General features: G+C 62.6%; 15 protein-coding genes. 4 read left to right on the plus strand and 11 right to left on the minus strand.

The features are described 5' to 3' along the window. Positions 1-226: 226 nt before the first annotated feature. The 6 genes from GHK62_RS15030 to GHK62_RS15055 form a co-directional block, all read right to left on the minus strand. Entirely contained in the window at positions 227-2,479 is a 2,253-nt protein-coding gene (locus GHK62_RS15030; RefSeq protein WP_153439950.1) for a xanthine dehydrogenase family protein molybdopterin-binding subunit, read from the minus strand. Continuing rightward, positions 2,479-2,979, minus strand: a complete 501-nt coding sequence (locus GHK62_RS15035; RefSeq protein ID WP_153439951.1) for a (2Fe-2S)-binding protein — start codon at positions 2,977-2,979, stop codon at positions 2,479-2,481. Before GHK62_RS15035 ends, GHK62_RS15030 begins: the two co-directional genes overlap by 1 nt. After that, positions 2,979-4,367: a cytochrome c gene (locus GHK62_RS15040; RefSeq protein ID WP_153439952.1), complete on the minus strand. Its 1,389-nt coding sequence runs from the start codon at positions 4,365-4,367 to the stop codon at positions 2,979-2,981. The genes GHK62_RS15035 and GHK62_RS15040 overlap by 1 nt, the downstream gene beginning before the upstream one ends. A gap of 317 nt (positions 4,368-4,684) precedes the next feature. After that, complete coding sequence (locus tag GHK62_RS15045) at positions 4,685-4,921, minus strand: YjiS-like domain-containing protein (protein WP_153439953.1); 237 nt, start codon at positions 4,919-4,921, stop codon at positions 4,685-4,687. Between the two features lie 489 nt (positions 4,922-5,410). Then, positions 5,411-6,427 (minus strand): aldo/keto reductase, encoded by a 1,017-nt coding sequence (locus GHK62_RS15050; RefSeq protein WP_153439954.1) that lies wholly within the window; start codon positions 6,425-6,427, stop codon positions 5,411-5,413. A gap of 188 nt (positions 6,428-6,615) precedes the next feature. Beyond that, positions 6,616-8,022 carry an FAD/NAD(P)-binding protein gene (locus GHK62_RS15055; protein ID WP_153439955.1) on the minus strand — a complete coding sequence of 469 codons (1,407 nt, stop codon included), beginning with the start codon at positions 8,020-8,022 and terminating at the stop codon, positions 6,616-6,618. Positions 8,023-8,784: 762 nt separating this feature from the next. Here GHK62_RS15055 and GHK62_RS15065 point away from each other — a divergent pair. Continuing rightward, a complete protein-coding gene (locus GHK62_RS15065) occupies positions 8,785-10,002 on the plus strand; it encodes an SfnB family sulfur acquisition oxidoreductase (RefSeq protein ID WP_153439956.1) in 1,218 nt (405 codons plus the stop codon). A gap of 66 nt (positions 10,003-10,068) precedes the next feature. Here the strand turns inward: GHK62_RS15065 and GHK62_RS15070 are convergent, their stop codons facing one another. Next, positions 10,069-11,076, minus strand: a complete 1,008-nt coding sequence (locus GHK62_RS15070) for an MBL fold metallo-hydrolase (RefSeq protein ID WP_167528260.1) — start codon at positions 11,074-11,076, stop codon at positions 10,069-10,071. A gap of 334 nt (positions 11,077-11,410) precedes the next feature. Between GHK62_RS15070 and GHK62_RS15075 the strand changes: the two genes are divergently transcribed. Continuing rightward, positions 11,411-11,941 carry a GXWXG domain-containing protein gene (locus GHK62_RS15075; RefSeq protein WP_153440048.1) on the plus strand — a complete coding sequence of 177 codons (531 nt, stop codon included), beginning with the start codon at positions 11,411-11,413 and terminating at the stop codon, positions 11,939-11,941. A gap of 76 nt (positions 11,942-12,017) precedes the next feature. Here GHK62_RS15075 and GHK62_RS15080 read toward each other — a convergent pair whose 3' ends face one another. Next, entirely contained in the window at positions 12,018-12,749 is a 732-nt protein-coding gene (locus GHK62_RS15080) for a GntR family transcriptional regulator (protein WP_153439958.1), read from the minus strand. Between the two features lie 233 nt (positions 12,750-12,982). Here GHK62_RS15080 and GHK62_RS15085 point away from each other — a divergent pair, with 233 nt between their 5' ends. Together GHK62_RS15085 and GHK62_RS15090 are read left to right on the plus strand one after the other, a co-directional pair. Continuing rightward, on the plus strand, positions 12,983-13,996 hold the full coding sequence (locus GHK62_RS15085; RefSeq protein WP_153440049.1) for an SIS domain-containing protein: 1,014 nt from the start codon (positions 12,983-12,985) through the stop codon (positions 13,994-13,996). 164 nt (positions 13,997-14,160) lie between these two features. Further along, on the plus strand, positions 14,161-14,973 hold the full coding sequence (locus GHK62_RS15090) for a PfkB family carbohydrate kinase (protein WP_153439959.1): 813 nt from the start codon (positions 14,161-14,163) through the stop codon (positions 14,971-14,973). 24 nt (positions 14,974-14,997) lie between these two features. Here the strand turns inward: GHK62_RS15090 and GHK62_RS15095 are convergent, their stop codons facing one another. Genes GHK62_RS15095 through GHK62_RS15105 form a run of 3 tightly spaced genes read right to left on the minus strand, consistent with a single transcriptional unit; the run spans position 14,998 to position 17,613 of the window. Beyond that, complete coding sequence (locus GHK62_RS15095; protein ID WP_153439960.1) at positions 14,998-15,750, minus strand: amino acid ABC transporter ATP-binding protein; 753 nt, start codon at positions 15,748-15,750, stop codon at positions 14,998-15,000. A gap of 17 nt (positions 15,751-15,767) precedes the next feature. Next, positions 15,768-16,652 (minus strand): DMT family transporter, encoded by an 885-nt coding sequence (locus GHK62_RS15100; protein ID WP_153439961.1) that lies wholly within the window; start codon positions 16,650-16,652, stop codon positions 15,768-15,770. Further along, a complete protein-coding gene (locus GHK62_RS15105; protein WP_153439962.1) occupies positions 16,642-17,613 on the minus strand; it encodes an amino acid ABC transporter permease in 972 nt (323 codons plus the stop codon). Before GHK62_RS15105 ends, GHK62_RS15100 begins: the two co-directional genes overlap by 11 nt. Between the last annotated feature and the right edge of the window lie 3 nt (positions 17,614-17,616).

A 17,616-nucleotide genomic window follows, 5' to 3' on the forward strand; every position in this document is an offset into this window, starting at 1 on the left:
TCAGGACGTTCACTCAAGAGTCGCGCGAACTTTGACATAAAGGGTGCGCGGCGGCTAAACAGAAATACACGCACGAGCCTGTAAAACTATTGGATGTCCACTGAGCTTTCGAGACTGGCTGCTCGGCCAGATCGGAAGGCCGCGGTGATGGGCGGACCCGCGCGTTACAACGCCGCGCGTCCAGGACGCGCAAAGATCGCTGCAGCACTTTGAATTGCCTGATCAATCAAGCGCGTCCAACGGCGTTTCGTATTCGCTCTCTGGTGAAGGGCAAATCATAGAGACGCTTGCCGGTGGCGTTTCTGATCGCGTTGGCGACAGCCGCTGCCGCAGGTCCCTGGGCGGCCTCGCCGGTGCCTAGGAAGGGTTCGCCGGGGCGCTCGATGATATGCACCTCGACACTGTCCGGGACGCTTGCAAAACGCAGGATCGGATAGCTCGACCAATCGGTGCTGGTGATCCTCGTCCTGTCGAATGCCACGGCCTCGTAGAGCGTCCAGCTGATCGATTGCAGGATGCCGCCCTCCGTCTGGTTGCGGATACCGTCCGGATTGACAATTTCGCCGCTGTCGATGGCGGATACGACGCGGACGATGCGCACACGACCGGTTTCCGGCTCGACTTCCGCTTCCATCGCAACCGCCAGGTAGGCGGCGAGATTCTTGTAGCGGGCAAAGGCGAAGCCGCGTCCGCGATTCCTCGGCATTTGCGCCTTGTCCCAGCCGAAGCGCTCCGCAGCCAGTTCTATGACCGCACGCGCGCGCGGATCCTCCATGTGGCTCAGCCGGAATTCGACCGGATCGGCTTCGGCCATCAGCGCCAGTTCGTCGATCGTGCTTTCGATCGCGAAGACATTGGCATAGCCGCCCAGCGCCCGGAGCGCCGAGACGCGCAGCGGCATGTCGGGCAGGAAGTGCCAGAGCACACGCTTGTTCGGAATCGCGTAGAGCGGATTGGCGTTTCGGTCGCCATTGCCGGAGGGACTGATTCTGAGCTCGGCCGGCTCCGGCTGGAAAGCTTGAGCCTTGTGGCGCGCCGCGAGCAACGCGCCGGCCCCGCCGGGACGCGTGGAGTGCGTATTGCTCCAAAGATCATAGGCCCAGCTCGCGATCTTGCCTTGACCGTCGAGTGTCGCACTGACCTTCATCAGCATCGCAGGGCCATAGGGCTCCCAGCTGTGCTCCTGCTCACGCATCCACTGAACGCGCACCGGCTTGCCGGGAATTTTGCTGGCGATGAGCGCCGCGTCGCCAGCCGCGTCGTCGGCACCGTTGTGTCCGTAGCACCCCGACCCTTCCATGTGGATGACATGGACCTTTTCTTCCGGCATCGCCAGCATCTCGGCGATCGCCCCGCGGTCGGGAAAGACCCCTTGCGTGTGCGACCAGACGTCCAGTGTCCCATCCGCCTTCATATGCGCGACCGCACAGGACGGGCCGATCGAGCCGTGGATCTGGTAGGGCCGCGTGTAGGTCGCCTCGAACACCTTGCCGTTGGACGATAGCGCACCCGCCTCTGCGACGGTACCTACCTCGCGCTCAAGCCCTTGAAGGACAGCCGGCAGGGTCGTCTGGTCGGGAAGCGTGTCGCGTTCCTGCCACCGCGCTGCCGCCGCCAGAGCCCGCATGGCGCTCACCGCCTGGAACTCTTTCTCGGCGACGACGGCGAGGAAGTTGCCGTCGCGCACGACGGAAATGACGCCGGGCATCCCCTCGGCCGCGCCTTGATCAAGTTCCGTCAGCGTCGCTGCCGGGCTCGGGGGCCGCACGACTCGCGCGTGCAGCATGCCGTCCATGCGTAGGTCATGCACATAGGCAGGCCGGCCCGTCACCTTCGCGGGGATATCGACGCGCGGAAGCGGCTTGCCCATCACGCGGAAGGTCCCGGGCTGCTTCAAGGCCGACTGTGGCTGCGCCTCCACGTGCAGCATCTGGCCCGAAACAAGCTCGCCATAGGTCGCGCTTCTCCCATCCTTTGCCAGCACCGATTTGTTTTCGGCCCTGAGTTCCGCCGGCGCTGTCCCGAAGCGCTTGGCGGCTTCCGCCAGAAGCAGCGCGCGCACCTGCGCTGCGGCGTTCCTGATGGCAGTACCGCTGTTTTGCATCGACTGGCTGCCGGCCGTGAACCCCTCGTTTGGCGTGCGACCGGTGTCGGCCGTCACAAACTTGATCTCCTGAGGGTCGACCTCCAGCTCCTCGGCGGCGACCTGCAGGAGGGCGGTGCGGATGCCTTGGCCGAGCTCCGCCTTGCCAGTGAAGACGGTTACCGAATTGTCAGGATCGATCCGGATCCAGGAATCGAGGAAACGATCGTCGTCAAGGCTGCCGGGCAGGGACGCGGGCGGTGCCGGTGGCGTCGCTGCCGGTGGCGTTGGCGCGGGCGCCTGGGCAAATGCGCGGCCGAGCGAAAAGCTGACGACGAGGCCTCCGGTGCCGGCGATCACGGTGCGGCGGGTGATTTCGTGCTGGAGAATACCCATCAGCCTGCCCTCCCTTTATCAAGTTCAGGCAGCGACGCAGCCTGCATCAGTTCGCCCGCCCGCCGGATCGCTGCCAGAATTCGCATATGCGTGCCGCAACGACAGAGATTCGTCGTCAGCGCCTCGCGGATCTCCGCGTCGCTGGGCCGCGCATTGCGGCGCAAGAGAGCGTGCGCACTCATCATCATGCCCGGGATGCAGTAACCGCATTGCGCCGCCTGCAATGCGATGAATGCCTGCTGCAACGGTCCGGGCTCGTCGATCGTGCCCAAGCCCTCGATGGTCGTGATTTCGCGGCCTTCCAGCAGCATGACCGGCACCATGCAGGAAAGCACCGCCTCGCCATCCACAACAACGGTGCAGGAACCGCACTGGCCGAGTCCGCAGCCGTATTTGGCGCCGTTCAAGGCCAGGTCATCGCGAAGTACGTAAAGCAGGGGCGTCGCCGGATCGACATCGACCTGATGCGGGCTGCCGTTGACTGTCAGCGAAATGCTCATCATCCCTCCTCGGCGCCGACATTGTGCGGCGCCCTTTCAATGCCGTCCGACGGCCGGATGGTGACCTTGTGCGCGCCGGATCGGGTATTGGCGATCAGTTCCACGAGCCCGGGCCACGGCTGCTCCTCGGAAAACCGATCGCGCATGTAGGTGAGAACGTCGGCCACCTGCTGGTCGCTGAGCAGATGCCGGAAGGCGGGCATCACCGCACTTGCCTCGCCGTCCGCCGGCGGAAGGCCGAACAGCACGACGTTGACGATATTTTGCGGGTTCGGCGCATTGACGGCGGTGCTCAGCTCGAAATTCAGGCCTCCGAACGGCTGGCGTCGCTGGCCTTCGTGACAGCTTGCACAGGCGGCAGCATAGATCGCCTCGCCGGGGCTGCCGCCGGAAGCGCTCACAGGGGTACTCTGGCTATCGGCCGCCTGTTCCCGGTAGTCCCCCCCGAACTGCTCGCGCAGTTGCGCCGCTCTTTGCCCGCGTTCGGGCGTGGGATCGCCCATGATCGAGGTGACATAGGTGGCGATCGCCATGATGTCGCTATCGGGGAGGCCCGACAGATTGCCCGTGACCTCGGCCATGGGCCCACGCGAAACGCCATGGAATTCATGCCAGCCGTTACGAAGGTAAAAGGCGAGGCTTTGCTCGTCCCATGGAATCGGCGCCTTGGAATCCTTGTTGATCGCGTAAGCCTGCCAGCCCTCCGCCTCGCCGCCGCCAAAATGCTGGTCGCGATCTTGGGCGCCGAAGGCGTTTCGGGGAGTGTGGCAGGCGCCGCAGTGGCCGAGACCCTCGACAAGATAGCGCCCGCGCGTCCATGCCTCGCTCTGGCTGGTATCCGGTTCGAGCGCACCCCTGTCGAGAAAGGCGAGCTTCCAAGCAGCAAGAAGGGGCCGGTATGTGAGTGGAAACTGGAGATCGTTCTGAGGCGCTTCGGCCTTTACCGCGGCCCGCGTCATTAGGAAGGCATAAAGGGCGCGGTTATCCTCTGCCGAGACATGCGTGAAATGATCGTAAGGAAACGCCGGATAGAGGTGGCTGCCCTTCCGATCCACGCCTTCGTTCATGGCCCGCTGGAAGGCCTCTTCGCTCCAACCGCCAATGCCGGTCTCACGATCGGGGGTGATGTTGGTGGAGTAAATCGTTCCGAACGGCGTCGGCACGGCAAGGCCACCCGAAAATGCGGGCTTTCCGGGAACGGTGTGGCAGGCGATGCAATTGCCAAGCGCCGCCAGTTGCGCTCCCTTCGCAACGAGTTCCGGAGCGAACGTCGCCTCTGCCGCGGCAGCTTCCTCGGGAATCTCGGAACGCCACGCCAGAAAAAAGAACGCGCCTGCGGCCAGAACTATGGCCGCCACGAAAACGATCAACGCCCGCAAGGCCCACATGGCAGATCTCCGCCGATTGGGGGAAACGTCGCACTTGCCGATCGGTTCCCCGGTGGTGAAATGACGTCTGCGTGAACTCTACTGCGTGTTCCCCTTAAAATCGTACCGATGCAGCAAGTCAAAGTAACGCGCGACCAATCAGACATCTGATGAGACGCGCCGCTATAAGGCTACAAATACTAGCCCCCGTCTGTACCGCTGATACTAGCCCCGTCTGTACCGCTGACCCGCGAGTGGGCGCGCGGGCATTCGGTGGAGGGGCGCGCTGGACGCCCCTCCACCCGCAATCACGATCGCCTTCCTGCTCGGACGGCACCTCAAAGCCGGACATCCCAAATCGAAAATTTGGCTTCGAGGAGCCCGCGCTCCCCGTCGGGGAGGCCGATGTCGCGGCGCATGCGATCCGACAGGTGCGAGACCTGGTTCATCGTCTGACGATGCCTCCAGGCGGCCATGATCAGCGCACGCGCGGTGTTCCGGACGCCGAATTTGCGGCACAGGTCCTCGATCGTTGCGGCAAGGGTATCAACAACTAAAAATTGTGCTTCACGCATGATTTTTCCGTCCCGGCACGACAATGCGGCCAGTCCTCTCGAAGGTCAAAGAGACGTGCGGATGCGGACGCGGAAATGCGAACAGTCGCTCCGCCAGCCGGTCACGTCAGGTCAAATGGGAAAGCGCCAATCGGCAGAAATCCGGGGTTTAGAGACCCTGGAAGCAAAATCGGCTCGAGCAAGATGTGCGATACATCGTCGTGCTGCCAGCCGTCCCGCCAGAGAGGCGCATAGTCACGAGAACAGGATTCATTTCACGCCTCCTCTGATTTGAATTGCGAGTGTGGCCACCTTACACGAGACCGGCCGATCTGCAAAGACACAATTTCGGATTGCAGAAATCACCTCGGGTCCGTTGCGGGAATGCAACACTTGTTCAAGGGCACGTTCCTCGCCGTGCCGGCGAGCCAATCTTCCGAGTGTGTCGCTCGCGGAAACGACAGCGCTCGGCCGGCTCTCACTGCCGGAGCACTGCCCTCCTCAGAGAATTCATCGGTGACCAGCGTCGTTTGCAAGGAGCGTTTTGATTTCGGCTACTGTCGCTTCCGGCAGCGGTCCCTTCTCCAGCGCCGCCAGATTTTCACGTACCTGCGCCTCCGTTTTGAAACCGGGTATCGGAAAGGTGCTGGGCGAACGGGCAAGGATCCAGCCGAGCGCGCCTTGCGCCAAGGTCCGACCACCGCTCTTAAGGAGTTCCCGCACCCGCGCGAGGCGGTCGAGGTAATCGGCACGCGGCCGTCCGTCCTCAAAGAACCGCACCCAGCTATGGCCGGCGGCGCGCACGTCGCTCGGCGGCAGCCGCATTTGCGGACCGAACTTGCCGGTCAGGAAACCCATCGCGAGCGGCGATCGATTGAGGCTGGCGAGATTGTTGCCCTCACACATTGCCAGCATCTCCGGCCCATCAATGAAGACATTCAGTTCCTGCTGAACCGCGACGAAATGCGGGAACTTCACCATACGCTTCGCCGCGGCGGCGTTGTCCGTGCTCCAGCCCCAGAAACGGATGGCACCTTTTTCCGCGAGCCTTTCAAGCGTCTCGCCGGCCGCGTCCGCCTGATCGTCCCGAAGCTCCCCGACATGAATTTGATAGAGGTCGATATGGTCGGTCGCCAAGCGCTCGCGCGATGCCGCGCAGGCCCGTTCGATGTAGGCCGGGCTGACATCGGTGCCGACAAGGGCGCGGGCAGCGCGATCGTGGGTGTATCCGAACTTGGTCGCGATGATTGCGTCACCCCGTCGCCCACGCAGCGCTCGGCCGATCACCTCCTCGCTGTGCCCGGTTCCATAGGCATCGGCCGTATCGATCAACGACGCACCCATCTCGAGCCCAAGATGAATGGCGCGGATAGACTGTTCGTCGTCAATCTCGCCCCAGCCGTCCGGCTTTCCGTTGAGCGTGAAATGGCCTCCGATCGCCCAGCAGCCTAATCCGATGGGTGCAGCCGACAGGCCGGAGCGGCCCAGTGGCCTGCGGCTGGCCGCAGAGATGTCGCTGGCAAGCATGGCATTCCTTTCCAGTCGTGGAGCAATGCTGGCCACTATGCCATTGGTCGCTTGGCGATCAGAAGCTTCGATTCCGCAGGAGATTTTTCAGCGGTGAAAAACTGTTCCGGGATTCGGCCAAGGCAAGCGCTCACGGCGCGGCTGCTCGCGCAATTGGGAAGACTGCGGCGCGGAACCGCCGGTTCGATCTATCCCGCCTTCAGTGCCATCCGTTTGCCGGCCGCGATCAGGCGTGCCGCCGCATAAGTCTGGGTGACGATCTCCGGAACGAGATCGATGTCAGGCAGGCTCCCCACGCCGAGCGGCCCGATCGCAAAGAGGTTCGGCGTGCGGCCGCTGCTGCCGAGCACTTCTCCGGTGGGGCTGACGGCAAGTCCGAGTTCGAGCTCGTCCGGCATGGCCAATCCGCCGACAAAAAGGCTTTGAAACAGCGGCGCCTGCATGTCCGGCGCCGAGCAGCGGCAGTCGATCACCTGGTCGGCGCGCAGCAATTCCTCCGCCGGCTGGCCGGACCAGCGGACCATCAGTCCTTCCGGCACGCGCCGCCCGGCCCATCCGCAGCGAAGCACGGTTCGCCCTTCGGCAAGCTCCTGCTGGAGACGCGCATGCACGGCCGCCGGCAGGCGGTTTCTATGGCTGTCGTAAATGGCGCGCAGATGCCGGTTGAACTGGCGCTTCTCCCGCGCGGGAAGCGCCTGCCAGAGCGAGCGCGCCCGGCGGCGAAGGCCGTTCATCGCCGATTGCCAGCTCTGCCCCTTGGCCTCGGCATCGGCGCAGGCCTTGCGGACGAACCGGACGATCTCCCTGAGGGTCGACGGCATCGGATCGACAGGGAAGCTCGGCGCCGCCGACAGGCGCGTATGCGACTGCGGCAGGAAACCATGTCGCGAGAGCAGCGTGATCGTGCCTGCGTACCCCCCGTCGCGCATCTGGAACAACTGGTTCACGACGCGGATGCCGCTGCCGAGCAGGACCGCATGGCGCGGATCGACGAGCCGGCGGGCTCTGACGACCGGCCGCTCTTCATCCGAAATCTCGACATTGCGTGACCTGACGCCGAAGCCCGTCGCGAGAACGACGACATCGCTTTCGTCCGTTCCGCCATCGCGAACCAGCGTGAAGCGGCCGGTGGCGAGCTTGCGCAGGGCGTGGACCGGCTCATGAGAAAACTTCACGGTGATATCGGATCGGCGCGCAAGCGCCTCGGAAAAGCGCTGATGCACATAGTCGCTGAAAATGCCCTTGGGCACGAAAATCTGCTGGAAGCCGGGAATGGCCGCCGGCACCGCCGCCCGGAATTCACCGTTGGCACAAAGCCAGTCGTTGAAATCGTCAGGCTGCCCGGCGGCGACCGACAGATCACGCACGCGGCTGTTGAGGATCTCCGTGCTCTGCGGCGACGACAGGGCCTGGCCGCCGCTGATCGACGGGTGCGGATCGTACATGGTCAAATGGAAGGAAACGCGGACCGACTTCATGAGCGCGATCGCCATCATGATGCCCGAAAATCCACGCCCGATGATGGCAATCTCGGGCCTCGACGATAGGCCGGCAGCCGCGGACGACTTGGCTGCAAACAATCCGTGCACAGTCATGTGAGCTCCTTTGCGCCCCGGCCGCAGCCGGACCAGTCATGGGCAACCCCTACGCAGGACCTTGAGACACACACATAGCTGCCGTTTGAATTTTCAGGGATGTCTGGGACTAGACGCCGCACGCCTCCCGCGAAGTCTCCGCTCCTTTGGCCAGCCTACAGCGCCGTGCGTCTAATCAAATACGCAAAGGACGCTGTAGCACTTTGAATTGCTGCATGTTCTATCCTTAAATCTCCTAGGATTTAAGGAAATATGCAGTGGCCCTTTAGCTCTTGGGCATTGTTATACGGCATAGTCTATCAAGTTAGTATTTTATGACAAAGGGGCCGATCATCAAGCATTTTGTTCAGCCGCTTGTCTCCGGCGGCCGCCACCGAAGAGCGCAGCGTGCTCTTTCCGATTGAAATCAAACGACGATTCCCCTTCATCGGTGTTGCGCCACACGAGCGTCATTTGCCGCGCGACCATAGCTCCTTTCCTGCGACCGGACCGATATTTGGCTGATGAAAGAATAAGTTTCATGCTTCATACTATGGAAAGAAGCTCGACGCGAGCGAAGCAAAGAAAGTTCAATATCCATAAATTCTATAGAACAACCTTTCTTACCCGGTGTAAGATGTTCGTTCAGTGATACCGGCCGATGCCGGAGAGGTTGCGGAACGTACGACCCAGCCTCCATCCGCAGCGAAGTTCTGGGAATCGGTCGCGATGGTCCTGGATTGATGCGATCCAGGACCTATTTGCGACCCACGGAGGATCGATATGGGAACCATCTCGCAGTTCGCCGAGAAGACGAGGCCGCCCGCGCAGCGCATCGAGAGCGAAGAAGAGGCCTTGTCGGTTGCAAGAGAGCTGGCGAGCCGTTTTGCGGCACGTGCCAGCGAACGCGACCTGGAGCGCGTTCTTCCCTATGAGGAACTCGATCAGCTTGCGCAATCCGGCCTGCTGGCGATCAGCATTCCATCCGACTATGACGGGATCGATGTCTCGAACGCCGTGCTTGCGGAGGTCGCGGCGATCCTTTCCGAGGCCGACAGTTCGATCGGCGAGATTCCCCAGAACCATTTCTATGCGCTCGAGGCCCTCCGTCACGATGGGACCGAGGAGCAGAAGAAGTTCTTTTTCGGCCGGGCGCTTGCCGGCGACCGGTTCGGCAATGCGCTTGCCGAAGACGGGACGAGGACCGGCGGCCGTTACAGCACGCGCCTTAGCGAAGATGGTGCCGGTTATCGCGTAAACGGCCGCAAATATCATTCCACCGGTGTACTCTTTGCCGACTGGATCGCCGTTTTCGCGCTCGATCCCGCCGACCAGCTCACCATGTCCTTCGTGCCGCGCAGCGCCGATGGTGTCCAGATCATCGACGACTGGGACAGTTTCGGGCAGCGCGTCACCGGCAGCGGCACGACCGTTTTGCAGAACGTCCATGTGGACCTCGGATGCGTCGTCAGGCTCGATCGCGGCTTCCAACGACCCGCCACCATCGGTTCCGTCGGCCAGATCATCCATGCCGGCGTCGACCTCGGCATCGCGCGCGCCGCCTTCCGGGAAACCGTCGATTACGTCCGCAACAAGGCCCGACCCTGGATCGACAGCGGCGTCGACAAGGCTTCGGAGGATCCGCTGACGATCGCCAGGATCGGCGAGATCGCCATCCGCCTGGAGGCGGCTACGGCGGTGGTCGAACATGCGGGACGAAAGGTCGACGTCGCCCAAATCGATCCGACCGAACAACACGCAATCGAAGCAAGCCTCGCCGTCGCCACCGCCAAGGTCCTGACGACCGAGGTGGCGCTTGACGCCAGCAACACGCTCTTCGAGCTGGCCGGCACCACCTCGACGAAGGTCGCGCTCAACCTCGACCGCTATTGGCGCAATGCGCGCACCCACACGCTGCACGATCCGGTGCGCTGGAAATATCACGTCGTCGGCAACTACCATCTCAACGACGTGGCACCGCCTCGAAACGGGGCCCTTTGACTTGCTCGAGCCGGGCGGCCGCCGTCTCTCGTTCATATCAATCGTGTCGATTGTCTTCCGTTTGCCTCAAGGACCCGCATCAGGAGCTTTGCTGGCAAGGCCTGCCCGGAACTCATCGATCAGCGATTGTTCCCGACCGAGATAGCGCGGTGAGAAATGCATAGGAACGGACCTTGCTACCCGCGCGGCTGCGGCGATGCTGCCCGCCTGCAATGCGGTCAGATGTTTTTTGGAAGCTGCAACGGCCTTGTCCTCGTCAAGGAAGCCGCCCTCGATGAAGAGGTAGTCCGACCCGTTTGCCAACTTAAGCAAGCGCGAGACGTTCGCGTCGGTGAATGCCAGGTCCGTTGCGTAACAGACTCGTTCTCCGGGGCCAGTGACGAGCGCCTTAGCATTGAGGAGATCGCCCAGTTTCATGTCGCGGTGGCCGGGAATTTGCACGATCGCGCCCGGGTCCCCGCGAGACCTCACGAGACGCTTGGCCTCCGTCAACCAGGGCCCCACCGGGAGACCAAGCCGATCCAGCACCGCCTTGTGCACGTTTACCCGCAGGCTCTCCTGAAACGCGAATGCGAGGCATGGAATCCCGTGATCGAGATCGATCGCTTCGACATGGAAGTCCGGATCCACGAGGAGATGCGGGGAAGTTAGCACCTCGACACCGAGCGTTTCGCGACCGAATCGGTTGCGTGCCCTGAACCGGGATCGCGTCAGTTCGTCCTTGAGATTCCACTCGGCCGCAACGATCGAGAAATCCTCGGAAGTCTCATTGAGAAGATTCCACGTGTAAGATCGCAGCTTTGCCTCGACGGCGTCTGTCAGGCCGGGAGGACCGAATATTTGAAACTCTGCCGTCCGGTTGAGGAGAAACCGGAGCATCCGGTCGAAGCCGGCGAAATGATCCATATGCATGTGAGACACGAATACGTGCCGGATCCTGGAAAGGGTGCCAGCCGGAAGAGGAGACAGGTCGCCGAGATCGAACAGGATCGCTCGCGACTTGAAAGTGAAATCAAGCAGCAGACCTGCATCGCCGAACGGCTCATTGACCAGCCTGGGTTGAACAAGGAACACCACATGCCGCTCCTGCGGAATCGGAAGGGCGGTAAACCGCTCTCCTGCGCGGGGGAGTGCCGCGGAGCGCAGTTCTCAAGTCATCTGACGCCCACCGCCTGGCCTCTGTCAACCGCCCGGCCCCTCAGCGCCGCGCGTCTGATCGGACCCGGAAAGACAGCTTTGGCGCCTGGTATCGCTGCATGTTTTATCCTTATTTGACGCCGCTTTGAGGAAACATGCAGTCGCAGCATGCCGCCCGATTTAACGGGAGCATGGACGTTCGTGCAGTCGCGCGCTAGGTAAACGCGGCATGTGTAATGACTTGGGCACGCCGTTGAGCAAGGGCATCGAGATGCGCTCCCAGCACGAGGCTCTCGCCTACTTCGATAGCCTGGATGCGGTGTCGGTGACCGAGATGGTCGGGCTTTGGAAAGGGCGTGGAGTTCCGACCGACCATCCGCTGGACGGGGTGCTGGAGAACCTGGGCTGGTTCGGCAAACGCTTCCGCGCCGATCTGCGCGCCGACGCTCTGTTGTTCAATACATATGGCAACCGCCTCGTGCCGGTCGATCCATCTCCAATCCCGCTTCGTCTGGCCCTTCGCTTCCATCGGCTCGGTCGTAGCACCGCCGCGCGGAATTTGTTCTCCCATTTGGTCAAATATTTGCGCGCGCAAAGCCCGACAGGCACTCTGCGGACGTCCCGCTTTCGAAACCGGACCAGCGCGGCCATGCTCTACGACCGCAAGCCCATCATCGACCATTTCCGAAGGATCGATCCGAAGAGGCTGCTCGGAGTAATGGTCCTGGAGGGAGACGACCGATATTTCTTCTTTCAACTCGACTACGTGGACGATCCCAGTCCATCGCTTTGGTACGACTAATGCGCCGCGTCCATCAGACGCGCGAAGGACATAGCAGGATCTTCCGCTTACCCGGGCAGTTTTCTGATAGCCAAGCTCACTTGCGCACGAGGCTGAAGGAGAAATGGCTGCCGCGGTGATAGTCGATCGCGTAGTTCACTGGCGTGCCGGCAGCATTGAAGCAGGTCTCGGTGATGAGCAGCGCCGGTCCGAAATCGCGCAGGTCATTGCGCTGGACAACCTCGTCGGGCAGCATGACGGCAGAGACGGTGGCAGCCGACATGCGCGGCCGGTTCTTGTATTCCTCCAGCAGGGAAAGCAGCGAACCGCTCCAGTCGATGTCATAGAGCCTGGCCGGAATGATGCTGCGCGGCACGTAATCGAGGCAATAGAGGATCGGCTCGTCGCCCTGCAGCCGCAGCCGCTCAATGCGGATGACCCGGTCTGTCGCGGTCAGTTGAAGCTGTGCGGCCACATGCTTGTCAGGAGTTTCCTCAGCGATCGAAAGCACCTTGTTGAGCGGCCTGTAGCCGTAATGGTGCGCCATGTCGGTCACGCTCTCGAAGACCGTAATAGGCCGGTCGACGTGGACGGCGGAGATCGCCGAGACGAAGCGGCCACGGCCGTGCTCGACGTAGATGAGCCCATTCTGTTCCAGCAGCTTCAGCGCCTCGCGCAGCGCAGGCCGGGAGATCTTGAAGCGCTGGGTCAGCTGCGCCTCGGTCGGCAGCTTGTCGCCCGGCTTGAGGCCCTCGCCGCGGATGAGATCGGCGATGCGGTCACGAAGCTGGATGGCCAGGGTACGCGAATCGCGAAGGGGTTCGTCCATGGCGGGCCTCCGGCAAGAAATGATCTCGGCCCTGTTCTTGTCTGACAAATTCGCGGAGGTCAAGCGAATCAAACGGCTCTCAGTCCAAAGGAGCGTTCTGCTGTCACGGGAAACTGCAACGAAAAATCAGAAGGGTGTGGCTTGACTCGTTCTCGGCAAGATGTCAGTTGTCTTACAACATTCGGAAGCTCAGGCTCCCGACGATCACCACCCATTTTACCGAGAGCAGGACCATGCTGAATTTTGACGAACAGAGATTTCTCCGCATACAGTCGGGGGCTATCGCGCTGCAGAAGCGCCTCGAAACGGTGATCGCGTCCTGCCTTTCGGCCGGCGCCGAAAATATCTTCTTTCTCGGCACGGGCGGAGCGGCGATTCTGATGCAGCCGGCTGCTCAGCTGCTGCTGCGCCGTTCGCGCTTCCCCGCCTTCCTCGACATGCCGGCCGAACTCGTCGTTACGGGCTGCGCGCATCTGACGGAGAAGTCGATCGTCGTTGTGCCGTCGCTCTCCGGCACGACGAAAGAGAGCGTCGCTTTGCTTGGCAAGCTCAAGGAGATCGGGGCGACCGTCATCACGCTCGTCGGCCATGAGGAAACGCCGTTGGGCAAGGGGGGCGATCATGTCTTCGTCAACTTCGCCGAGGACGACACGTCCTGCGAGTCCTTCTATCTGCAGTCGCTGTTCATCGCACTCGCCATCCTGAAGCAGCGCGGCGAGATCGCGAACCACGCCGAGATCGTCGCCGAATTGGCGCGGATGCCGGAACTGCTCTTGGAGGTGAAACGCGCCTACGAGCCGAAGGCCGAGACCTTCGCGGAGATCCTCGCAGGGTCCGACTATCACATCGTCACCGGCGCCGGGAACGTATGGCCGCAGGCCTTCTACTACGGCATGTGCATTTTGGAAGAGATGCAGTGGATCCGCACCCGGCCGGTGCATGCCTCCGACTTCTTCCATGGCACTCTGGAACTGGTCGAAAAGGGCGTTAGTGTCATCCTCTTCAAGGGCGAGGATGCGCTCCGTCCGCTCGCCGAACGTGTCGAGAACTTCGCGCCGAACTACACCGACAAGCTGACGGTACTCGACACGGCGGATTTTGCGCTGCCCGGCATTTCCTCCGAGGTCCGCGCGCTCGTTTCGCCGGTGTTGCTCGCCACCGTGCTCGAACGCATCAGTGCCCATCTCGAAGTCATGCGCAACCATCCGCTCACGACTCGCCGCTACTACAAGCGCGTCGCCTACTGACCGCGGATGCTAGACTCCCCGGGCCGCTACAGCGCCGCGCGTGTAATCAGACGCGCAAAGGTCGCCGTACAGCTTTGGTCTCTGCATGATTTAAGGAATCATGCAGTAGCCGCGAATGCACGTCGTCGCATTCGCGGCTTTAATGTCCGATCACGAGGGCCCGCATGAAACCCCTTCGATTCGCCACCGTCGGCGACAATTGCATCGACCGCTTCCAGCCGCCCCTGTCGCAGTCACTCGTCGGCGGCAACGCCGTGAACGTTGCCGTACAGCTCTCCCGGATGGGGCATGTCGCCTACTACTTCGGTGCCGTCGGGCGTGATGCGGACGGCGTGCGCACGCGCCGGCTGCTGCAGAACAACGGCGTCACCCTGGATCATCTTCAGGAGCGGCCGGGCATCACCGCCTACACCGATATTGACGTGCTGCCGTCGGGCGAGCGCCTCATCTCCTACGAGGATTTTGGCGTCTGTGCCGGCTATGCACCGGACGACGCGGAGGTGGCTGTGCTGAAGACGTTCGACCATGTCCATATCGGCTGGATGGACGACGGCGGCGCGCTCAGGCGCAGGCTGGTGGCGGTAGGGGTCAGCCTGTCGCAGGATATTTCGGTAAATGCCAACCCGGACGACCTCGGAGTCACGGGGCTTGCCATCGCCTTCGCCTCGGCCGGTCCCGACGAAGTGGCGGCGGAGCGGATCGCAGCCGAACTTCTGGCGCAGGGTGCCCGTGTCGCCGTCGTCACGCGCGGATCGAAGGGTTCCGTGGCAACCGACGGGATTATCCGCGTCGAAGCCGGCATCAGGCCAGTCGCGGTCGTCGACACGACGGGTGCCGGCGACAGTTTCATCGCTGCGTTTCTCGCGGCTCATGTCGCCGGAAAGCCGCTTCCCGCATGTCTGGAGGCCGGTCGGGACTGGGCCGCCGAGACCTGCACCCACGTCGGCGGCTTTCCGCAGGAGCCTTTGTCATTCTAGGCCGCGGGAGGTCCGGGGGCCGCTTCAGTGGAGAAGCTGGCTCAGGAACAGGCTCGCACGCTCCGTCCTGGGGCGCGCGAAGAACTCGTCCGGCGTCCCCTCTTCGACGATCCGGCCGCGGTCCATGAAGATCACGCGGTCGGCGACCTGACGTGCAAAGCCCATCTCGTGCGTGACGCAGACCATCGTCATGCCCTCGCCGGCAAGCGCCACCATCGTATCGAGCACTTCCTTGACCATTTCCGGATCGAGCGCGGAGGTCGGCTCATCGAAGAGCATGACGCGCGGGTTCATGCAGAGCGCCCGCGCGATCGCGACGCGCTGCTGCTGGCCGCCGGACAGTTGCCCCGGATATTTGTTCGCCTGTTCGGGAATGCGCACACGCTCAAGGAAATGCATCGCGATCTGGCGCGCCTCCTTCTTCGGCATCTTTTTCACCCACATCGGTGCCAGCGTGCAGTTTTCGAGGATTGTCAGATGCGGAAAGAGATTGAACTGCTGAAACACCATGCCGACGTCGCGGCGGATCGCCTCCACCCGCTTCTCGTCATGATCTAGCTCGACGCCGGCAACGACGATCCGGCCGCTTTCATGCGTCTCCAGACGATTGACGCAGCGGATGAGCGTCGACTTTCCTGAGCCGGAGGGGCCACAGATCACGACTTTTTCGCGTGGGGCGATCGAGAGGTTTATGTCGTCAAGCGCATGGTAGTGGCCGTACCATTTATGAACGCCACGCAGCTGGATTTCCGACAGTCCTTCGGCGGACGTGGGCATGATGAGTCTCCCGGATGTCATTTGAGCACGAACCAGCCGGACAGGACGATGATCCCGGCGCCAGCCAGCGTGTGGAATTCGAGTGGTGTTGAGAAGAGGAACACGCCGTAGAGGCCGCCCCAGACGATTTGGCTATATTGGAAGGGGGCGACAACCGAGGCTTCGCCAATGCGAAACGCCCGGACCAGCAGAGCGTGGCCGCCAAGAAGCAACGCTCCGCCGGCGAACGCGAGCGCGAAGTCTTGCGCGCTGACGGGGACGATGCCGCCGACGAGTGCCACGCCGAGCGAAAGCGGCGTCAGAACGACGAGCAGGCTCGCGACCAGCGCCTCATCGGTCTCCGCCGCCTTCGCCCGACGCAGGAGAACGAGCGAGAGCGCGAAAAGAACCGCCGAGCCGAGGGCGGCAGCATGGCCGAGGTTCAGCGGCGCGACGCCAGGCTTCAACGCCACCGCCACGCCGGCGAAACCGATCACCACGCCTGCCCAGCCGATCGGAGAAAGCCGTTCCCCAAGCAGCACAAATCCGAGCATCGCCACAAGAATCGGCGTCAGGAAGGCAAGCAGATAGGCCTCGGCGAGCGGCAGGGCCGCAAAGGCATAATGGATGAGCAAGGTGTCGCCGGCTAGAAGAAGTGCACGCAGCAGCGCGAGACCGGGCTGGCGCGGCACGAGCCGCCGGAGGCGTCCAACGACGCCAGCATGGCAGAAGAGGATCAGCAGCGCCGCCGCCGTTACCAGAAACGTCACTTGCGGCGCCGCGATTCCGGCGGCAAGCACTTTCACGATCGCATCCGTACCGGAAAAGACGGCGAAGGCAAGAAGCACCACGAGCGCGGCCCGCCCGTTGGCGGGCGCGGGCGCCGCACCGTCGGCACCCGCAGAGGAGACCTCAACGGACATCGAAGCGTCCGAAGCGTTCCTCGATGCGAGCCTGGGCGTATTCGAGGCAGATCGAGAGGATCCAGTAGATCATCGAGGCGGTGATCAGCATCTCGATGTGGCGGAACTCCGTCTGACCTTGGGTACGCGCGAGATACATGATTTCCCAGACGCCGACGACCGACACAAGTGAGGAGTCCTTCAGCATCGCGATGAACTGGTTGCCCGTCGGCGGGATGATGACCCGCATCGCCTGCGGCAGGATCACGAGGCCCATTGTCTGGGCGGGGCTGAGGCCGAGCGCGGTCGCGCCTTCCGTCTGGCCGCGTGGAATGCTCTCGATGCCGGCACGGAAGATCTCGGTCATGTAGGCGCCGTAGCAGAGCGACAGCGCCAGGATGCCGGCGGGAACAGCGCTGATCACGTAGCCGACCTGCGGCAAGCCGAGATAGATGATGTAGATTTGCATGAGCAGCGGAAGGCCGCGGAACAGCGAGGTGTAGAAAGTAGCGAGCCCGTAGACGACGCCGTTGCTGGAGAGCTTCGCAATGGCGCCGGCAAGCGCAATGACCGTCGCGATCACGATGGAGATCGCCGAGATGTAGAGCGTGGTCACCACACCCTGCGTGACGAGGAATCCGATTTTCTTTGCGATGAAGGCGAAGGATAGATCGAAGGAATAGAAGAACAGCATCAGGAGCGCGAAGAGTTCGGCCCAAACGGCGACGATCTGCTGGCGACGGGAAAGCTGGCGTAGCGCCTTCCAGTTCGCCGCCACGATCAGCGCGATCAGGAGTGCCGAAACGAGGCGGCCGGCCGCCGGATTTTCCCCGAGCCAGCCTTGCGACGCCGGCAGCAGCCGGCCGATCCAGGCGGAGCTGATCCCGAGTTGATAAAGCGCAAGTGTCACGAGCGCGAGCACGAGAAGGGCACCGGCGCGCCGGGATGCTTCCGGATAGGTAAGGATCAATCGACCGATCATGGG

Source organism: Sinorhizobium terangae (assembly GCF_009601505.1).
Lineage (GTDB): Bacteria > Pseudomonadota > Alphaproteobacteria > Rhizobiales > Rhizobiaceae > Sinorhizobium > Sinorhizobium terangae.

Bases quoted from the DNA above. Each gene is read 5' to 3' on its own strand.
- GHK62_RS15030 (WP_153439950.1), bottom strand. From the start codon at position 2,479: ATGGGTATTCTCCAGCACGAAATCACCCGCCGCACCGTGATCGCCGGC.
- GHK62_RS15035 (WP_153439951.1), bottom strand. From the start codon at position 2,979: ATGAGCATTTCGCTGACAGTCAACGGCAGCCCGCATCAGGTCGATGTC.
- GHK62_RS15040 (WP_153439952.1), bottom strand. From the start codon at position 4,367: ATGTGGGCCTTGCGGGCGTTGATCGTTTTCGTGGCGGCCATAGTTCTG.
- GHK62_RS15045 (WP_153439953.1), bottom strand. From the start codon at position 4,921: ATGCGTGAAGCACAATTTTTAGTTGTTGATACCCTTGCCGCAACGATC.
- GHK62_RS15050 (WP_153439954.1), bottom strand. From the start codon at position 6,427: ATGCTTGCCAGCGACATCTCTGCGGCCAGCCGCAGGCCACTGGGCCGC.
- GHK62_RS15055 (WP_153439955.1), bottom strand. From the start codon at position 8,022: ATGACTGTGCACGGATTGTTTGCAGCCAAGTCGTCCGCGGCTGCCGGC.
- GHK62_RS15065 (WP_153439956.1), top strand. From the start codon at position 8,785: ATGGGAACCATCTCGCAGTTCGCCGAGAAGACGAGGCCGCCCGCGCAG.
- GHK62_RS15075 (WP_153440048.1), top strand. From the start codon at position 11,411: ATGCGCTCCCAGCACGAGGCTCTCGCCTACTTCGATAGCCTGGATGCG.
- GHK62_RS15080 (WP_153439958.1), bottom strand. From the start codon at position 12,749: ATGGACGAACCCCTTCGCGATTCGCGTACCCTGGCCATCCAGCTTCGT.
- GHK62_RS15085 (WP_153440049.1), top strand. From the start codon at position 12,983: ATGCTGAATTTTGACGAACAGAGATTTCTCCGCATACAGTCGGGGGCT.
- GHK62_RS15090 (WP_153439959.1), top strand. From the start codon at position 14,161: ATGAAACCCCTTCGATTCGCCACCGTCGGCGACAATTGCATCGACCGC.
- GHK62_RS15095 (WP_153439960.1), bottom strand. From the start codon at position 15,750: ATGCCCACGTCCGCCGAAGGACTGTCGGAAATCCAGCTGCGTGGCGTT.
- GHK62_RS15100 (WP_153439961.1), bottom strand. From the start codon at position 16,652: ATGTCCGTTGAGGTCTCCTCTGCGGGTGCCGACGGTGCGGCGCCCGCG.
- GHK62_RS15105 (WP_153439962.1), bottom strand. From the start codon at position 17,613: ATGATCGGTCGATTGATCCTTACCTATCCGGAAGCATCCCGGCGCGCC.